This is a genomic window from Flammeovirga aprica JL-4, assembly GCF_012844305.1.
Taxonomy (GTDB): domain Bacteria; phylum Bacteroidota; class Bacteroidia; order Cytophagales; family Flammeovirgaceae; genus Flammeovirga; species Flammeovirga aprica.
Genome location: NZ_JABANE010000210.1, coordinates 1 through 5,993, shown reverse-complemented (window position 1 = coordinate 5,993; position 5,993 = coordinate 1). Strand labels below are relative to the sequence as shown.

Annotated in this window: 4 protein-coding genes and 2 tRNA genes; 2 read left to right on the top strand and 4 right to left on the bottom strand. The window is 34.9% G+C overall.

All coding sequences use genetic code 11. The features are described from left to right. Window positions 1-241: 241 nt before the first annotated feature. The 4 genes from tuf to HHU12_RS32830 form a co-directional block, all read right to left on the bottom strand. Window positions 242-1,420: an elongation factor Tu gene (tuf, locus tag HHU12_RS32845; protein WP_169660962.1), complete on the bottom strand. Its 1,179-nt coding sequence runs from the start codon at window positions 1,418-1,420 to the stop codon at window positions 242-244. Between the two features lie 65 nt (window positions 1,421-1,485). After that, window positions 1,486-1,557 (bottom strand) — tRNA-Thr (locus tag HHU12_RS32840). 136 nt (window positions 1,558-1,693) lie between these two features. Then, window positions 1,694-1,774, bottom strand: a tRNA-Tyr gene (locus tag HHU12_RS32835). Window positions 1,775-2,095: 321 nt separating this feature from the next. Next, entirely contained in the window at window positions 2,096-3,004 is a 909-nt protein-coding gene (locus HHU12_RS32830; RefSeq protein WP_169660961.1) for a Ppx/GppA phosphatase family protein, read from the bottom strand. A gap of 100 nt (window positions 3,005-3,104) precedes the next feature. On the opposite strand from HHU12_RS32830, the gene HHU12_RS32825 reads away from it, so the two are divergent. Both HHU12_RS32825 and HHU12_RS32820 read left to right on the top strand, forming a co-directional pair. Then, window positions 3,105-4,013: a DUF368 domain-containing protein gene (locus tag HHU12_RS32825; RefSeq protein ID WP_169660960.1), complete on the top strand. Its 909-nt coding sequence runs from the start codon at window positions 3,105-3,107 to the stop codon at window positions 4,011-4,013. 192 nt (window positions 4,014-4,205) lie between these two features. Beyond that, window positions 4,206-5,822 carry a leucine-rich repeat domain-containing protein gene (locus HHU12_RS32820; RefSeq protein WP_169660959.1) on the top strand — a complete coding sequence of 539 codons (1,617 nt, stop codon included), beginning with the start codon at window positions 4,206-4,208 and terminating at the stop codon, window positions 5,820-5,822. Window positions 5,823-5,993 lie beyond the last annotated feature (171 nt).

Below are 5,993 nucleotides of genomic sequence, written 5' to 3'. Positions count from 1 at the left end.
AACTCCTCGAAAATCCAAAATATTATTCTGAGGAGTTTTATTTCCTTTTGACAATGCTAAGTTAGTACGCTATCGCTTAACATTTGTGCCAGTAGACAATCACAGGTAATACAAGAAACACTAATCTGGAATATAAAGAAAAAGCCATCCCATTGAGAAATAGGATGGCTTTTAAATATAAAGAGGTCGCCAATTGCTTGACGACCTCCAATATGTAGAACTCAGCTGACGCTGAAATCAATTACTCTACGATAGTAGTTACTTGACCTGCACCTACAGTACGTCCACCTTCACGGATCGCGAAACGAAGACCTTCCTCCATTGCGATTTCCTTTTGAAGATCAACTGTGATAGTAACGTTATCACCTGGCATTACCATCTCAACACCGTCAGGTAAAGCGATAGTACCAGTTACGTCAGTTGTACGGAAGTAGAACTGAGGGTTGTAACCTTTGAAGAATGGAGTGTGACGACCACCTTCTTCTTTTGAAAGAACGTAGATCTCAGCAGTAAACTTCGAGTGAGGAGTTACAGAACCTGGCTTACAGATTACCATACCACGCTTGATTTGCTCTTTGTCGATACCTCTAAGAAGGATACCTACGTTGTCACCAGCTTCACCTCTATCTAAGATCTTACGGAACATCTCAACACCAGTAATAGTTGATGTTAACTTGTCACCTAAACCTAAGATTTCAACAGCATCACCTGTATTAGCAACACCTTTCTCAATACGACCTGTAGCTACAGTACCACGACCTGTGATCGAGAATACGTCCTCTACTGGCATTAAGAAATCTTTCTCAACGTCACGAACTGGAAGTGGAATATGCTCATCTACATTTTCCATTAATTCCTCAACAGTTTTAACCCACTTGTCTTCACCGTTTAATGCACCTAAAGCAGAACCTCTGATGATTGGAGCGTCGTCATATCCTTTGCTTTCTAATTCTTCAGCAACTTCCATTTCAACAAGCTCTAACATCTCCTCGTCGTCTACCATATCAGCCTTGTTTAAGAAAACAACGATTTTAGGTACACCAACCTGACGAGCTAAAAGGATGTGCTCTTTAGTTTGAGGCATAGCACCATCAGTAGCAGCTACTACTAAGATAGCACCGTCCATTTGTGCAGCACCAGTTACCATGTTTTTCACGTAATCGGCGTGACCTGGACAGTCAACGTGTGCATAGTGACGGTTCTCAGTTTGGTATTCAACGTGAGAAGTGTTGATCGTGATACCACGCTCTTTTTCTTCTGGTGCGTTGTCAATTTGAGAGAAGTCCTTTTGCTCAGCAAGACCTTTGTTTGCTAAAACTGATGAAATTGCCGCAGTTAAAGTAGTTTTACCGTGGTCAACGTGACCGATTGTACCAATGTTCAAATGGGGTTTCGAACGGTCAAATGTTTCCTTTGCCATCTTTCTTAAAAAGAATTATATACAATTAATAGATTTCAATCTTCAGATTTTAAAAAGTAAAATCGAGCTGCCGAGGAGATTTGAACTCCCGACCTCTTCCTTACCAAGGAAGTGCTCTACCCCTGAGCTACGGTAGCTTATCGCGGTAACCGCAATCTTCGAGGAAGATTTTCGATTTTCCTTTTATAGAGAATAGTTCATGATCTGAAGAAACATTCACTACACTCTTCTCAACAAATTGGTCTATATAAAAACAGCTTCATTTATTGATAGTGGGAGGGGCAGGATTCGAACCTGCGAAGCCGAAGCAACGGATTTACAGTCCGTCCCATTTGACCGCTCTGGAACCTTCCCAAAAATAGATTCAAGCACTGAAAAAAACAGTTCCCGTATCTATTCGAGATGCAAAGGTAAATTGATTTTCAAAAACTTCAAACATCTATACCAAAAATAGATGAAAATAAGGATGAAATAATTCAACTTTTCATGATACACTACCCCCTAAGGGGAGGTAATTACGCTATTAAAACATTAAAAACCAACATTTTACAAGCAAAATAAAACAAATTTAAATCTTTGTTAAGAGTGTGCTAATAAACCTTACTAAAACATTAAAAATGAACTATTTTCACCAAAAACTACTCATTTGTCAGTTTTAGGGAGAAAAATCTTGTATTAAAGCAAGACCAAACCTTCTCTTAAAGATCCTGAAGAAATATGTATTTCTTTAACTTTCAGTAAGGTTAGAACATTAAATAATAAGAGAGATGCAGGCACAATCATGTCCACTCTTTGAGGAATCAAACCTGGTATTTCAAAACGTTGCTCCCTAGTGTACCCCACAAATTTCTGGTGCATATTTTTATACTCTTCATAACTCACGTTTTTCACTGACGAAGGTTTACAATCATGAATTGCTCCATAAACTTCTTGAATCGTCTGGAATGTTCCTGCCGCACCAATGAATTTCAAAGCAGAAAATTTCTCACTTTCTTCCAATAACGGACTTAGTTTTTCTTTAATATACGCTCCTAGTTTTTCACTATTCTCACTACTAATGGGATCTTCATGACAAAATTGATCGTAGAGTCGCTGTGCTCCTATTTCAAAACTTTGTTTCCAAAGCACTTTTTCAGCATCCCCTATAATGAATTCAACACTTCCACCTCCAATATCCATGATAATGGCTGTATCCTGAATAGTAGTATCCGTTTTGACTCCTTTATAAATGACTTCCGCTTCTTCCACTCCAGAGAGGATATTAACCACAAATCCATACCTATTATATATGTCTTGAATAAAGGCTTCTCCATTGCTGGCAGATCGAACTGCACTTGTAGCCGCCACCTTTACTTCTTCTGCCTTATTTTCTTTGATTACTTTTTGAAACTTATCTAATGCATCAAAAGCGCGCTGCATCGCCTCTTCTGTAATTTCTCCATTGGAAATCCCTCCTTTCCCTAATCGAACAAAAATATCCTGCGTGAAAACCGTTTCAACTTTATCTCCAATTACATCAGCTATTAATAATTGAAATGTATTTGTGCCCATATCAATAGAGGCCTTTCTTGTCAGTTCATTCATTTTTTATAAAAAATAATCTCAGTTCCTAAATTGTTGAAGATGCAAACTTTTATGTTCGTTTACTTACATTATCTTTGCCACAAATTATATTAAAGAATCAATGAAAGAAAAACTTTTTATCTTTTTAAAAGGTGTAGCCATGGGTGCTGCTGATGTTGTGCCTGGTGTATCAGGCGGAACCGTTGCCTTTATTACTGGTATTTATGAAAGACTTTTGAATGCTATTAACTCCATCGACCTTGAAGCACTTAAACTTTTATCTAAGTTCAAGATCAAAGAGCTTTGGGAGAAACTAGACCTTAATTTTTTAATCCCTTTATTTCTTGGTATTGGTACTGCATTATTTTCACTGGCAAAATTGATGAAATACCTTTTGGCTAATGAACCAATTGGATTATGGTCTTTCTTTTTCGGGTTAATTATCGCTTCTACTTTATTAGTGAGCCGTCAGGTCAAAAAATGGAACGTTGCTTCAATTATTGCATTAATTATAGGTACAGCTTTCTCTTATTATATTACAGTGGCCACTCCAAGTGAAGCTCCTGAAGGAGAAATTTATGTTTTCGTTGCAGGGATGATTGCTATTTGTGCGATGATTTTACCAGGTATTTCAGGTTCTTTTATGCTCCTATTAATGGGGCAATACAATTACATTCTGACTTCTCTTACAGAGTTAAATATCAAAGTAATTGCAATATTTGGAGCTGGTGCAGCGATTGGCATTACTAGCTTCTCAAGAGTATTATCTTTCTTATTGAAAAAATACCATGACTTTACGATTGCTTTATTATCAGGTGTGATGATTGGTTCTTTGAATAAGGTATGGCCTTGGAAAAAAGTGATGGAAACTTATGTTGATAGACATGGTGAAACAAAACCTTTGATAGAAAAGTCTATCTTACCTCAATATTTTGAAGGAGATAACCAATTAGTTTTAGCGATTATCTTGGCTTTAATTGGTTTCTTTTTAGTATATGGAATTGAAAAGTTTGCTACGAAAAATACATAGAGAGTTCAAACTTCCTACAAGATATTCCCCATCAAACTAAACTTATTAATAATTGAAAAGGATACCCCGTATTTTGAGGTATCCTTTCAGTCTTTTAAGTATTGTTCAATTTTTTATTATTTCTATTGATTTATCTACACATATTAACTAACTATACAGGTGCAATTATACTTTAAATAATTTTTACTTTTTATGAAACTTAAAGCATTAACAATCACACTTCTCTATTTACTATTCTGCAGTTGTGAAAAAGAAGAAACACCTACGACTCCCGAAGTCTCAAAGGGCACACTTTCCATACAAGAAATCAACCTTACAGCAAGCAATGGTGATACTTTTGTAATTCCATTTAATGAAATAGACTCTAAAATATATTTGCTCAATCAAGATAAGGTGCTCACCGAGAAACTTGATTTATCAAACCACGAACTTGGACAAGGTAAATATAGATTGGTATTAACAAGAAAAAATCTTGGTAAACCACATGGTTCAATTCCTAGCTTTACAATCGAAGAAGAGTTCAGTATAACTGAAGGTAAAACCACTTCCCTAAGTATAGAAAAGGAAATAGAAATCACAGACAAGCTTATCAATTTGACTGTATCTGATAATTTGTTCAATAGATTTAATGAATTAAATATATCCTTTCAATTTGATCAAGGAGTGTATACTATTACCTCTGAAAACAATGCAGTAAATAACACTATTTATGTCGCAAACGAATACCCTGGAAAGATAGAAATCCACGCAAATATCAATGGTAATAATAAATACAAAACGCTTGTCATTATGAATAATAATACAAGTGAAGATTACAACTTGAATGAAATATTAGCAAATGATAATCCTTTTTCAGAAGCTCATACCACTGGTGATCTCTTAACCTATTTTAGAATTTTGGGTAATTATGACCCAAATGCTCATTATAATAGTAATGTACAATTTTTCTTATATGACAACCCAGAAACTCTCAAAGGCTCCCACTTTTATCTAGAAAGGTTAAGAATGGATAATATTCAAGAGAATAGCATCATGAAAGATCTTCCAAAGGACATTTTAAATTATGAAGAACTTGATTCTTTATCTATTACTTATTCTGACATTATATCCTTACCACAAGGATTGTCTACTTTGAAGTATCTTGAACTAGGAAGTCTTCAAATCAACGAAATTCCAGAAAACTTACCCAATCTAGAACACCTTTCGCTTGATGTCAATGAATTTTTCACTGATGCTCTAAAACTAGAAAACACCATAAATACTTATACTGAATTAAAAACATTTGATCTAAAAAATAGATCACTTAGTGTTTTACCTAATATTTCAAAAGGTTGTACTAAGATTGAAAACTTAAAGATCGAACAAGTTCACAGAGATGTGTATAACACAACTCCCGAATGGATTAGCACTTTCAAAAACCTCAAATCCTTTGAACTTATCAGAGGACAAGAACAATCAGTACCTTCCTTCTTTAAAGAAATGAAGACTCTTGAAAGAATTACATTCTATGGATGCGAAATAGCAGAAATACCTAATTGGCTCGTTGAATTACCTAATTTAACATCTATAAGTTTCGAGAAGAATAAAATAAATGGAGCTATCCCTGATTTCCTCTACGACCTTGAAAAACTAAAATATATCAATTTAAGATTAAATGAGTTAACAGGTAGTATATCTATGGGTTTCACGAAATTAAAACAAATTGAATATGTAAACTTGAATGAAAATTACCTTGACACTAATCCTCCTCAAGAAGTAATTGACCATATCCCTCTTTTTCATTTTATCCTTCAAAACACACCAGAATAATTATTGATTATGTAATGTCCTGAAAAAACGATACAGTTTTTCAGTGAATTAATTTCGATATAAGACTCAATAATTTTAAGAATTATTGGGTCTTTTTTTGTGGGTAACCTTCAGTTTTTTTCTTTTCGCTACCGCGGGTTCCTCAAATTTATCGATGCAAAATTGATTCGC

Coding starts and splice junctions, on each gene's coding strand:
- HHU12_RS32830 (WP_169660961.1), bottom strand. CDS start 3,004: ATGAATGAACTGACAAGAAAGGCCTCTATTGATATGGGCACAAATACA.
- HHU12_RS32820 (WP_169660959.1), top strand. CDS start 4,206: ATGAAACTTAAAGCATTAACAATCACACTTCTCTATTTACTATTCTGC.
- tuf (WP_169660962.1), bottom strand. CDS start 1,420: ATGGCAAAGGAAACATTTGACCGTTCGAAACCCCATTTGAACATTGGT.
- HHU12_RS32825 (WP_169660960.1), top strand. CDS start 3,105: ATGAAAGAAAAACTTTTTATCTTTTTAAAAGGTGTAGCCATGGGTGCT.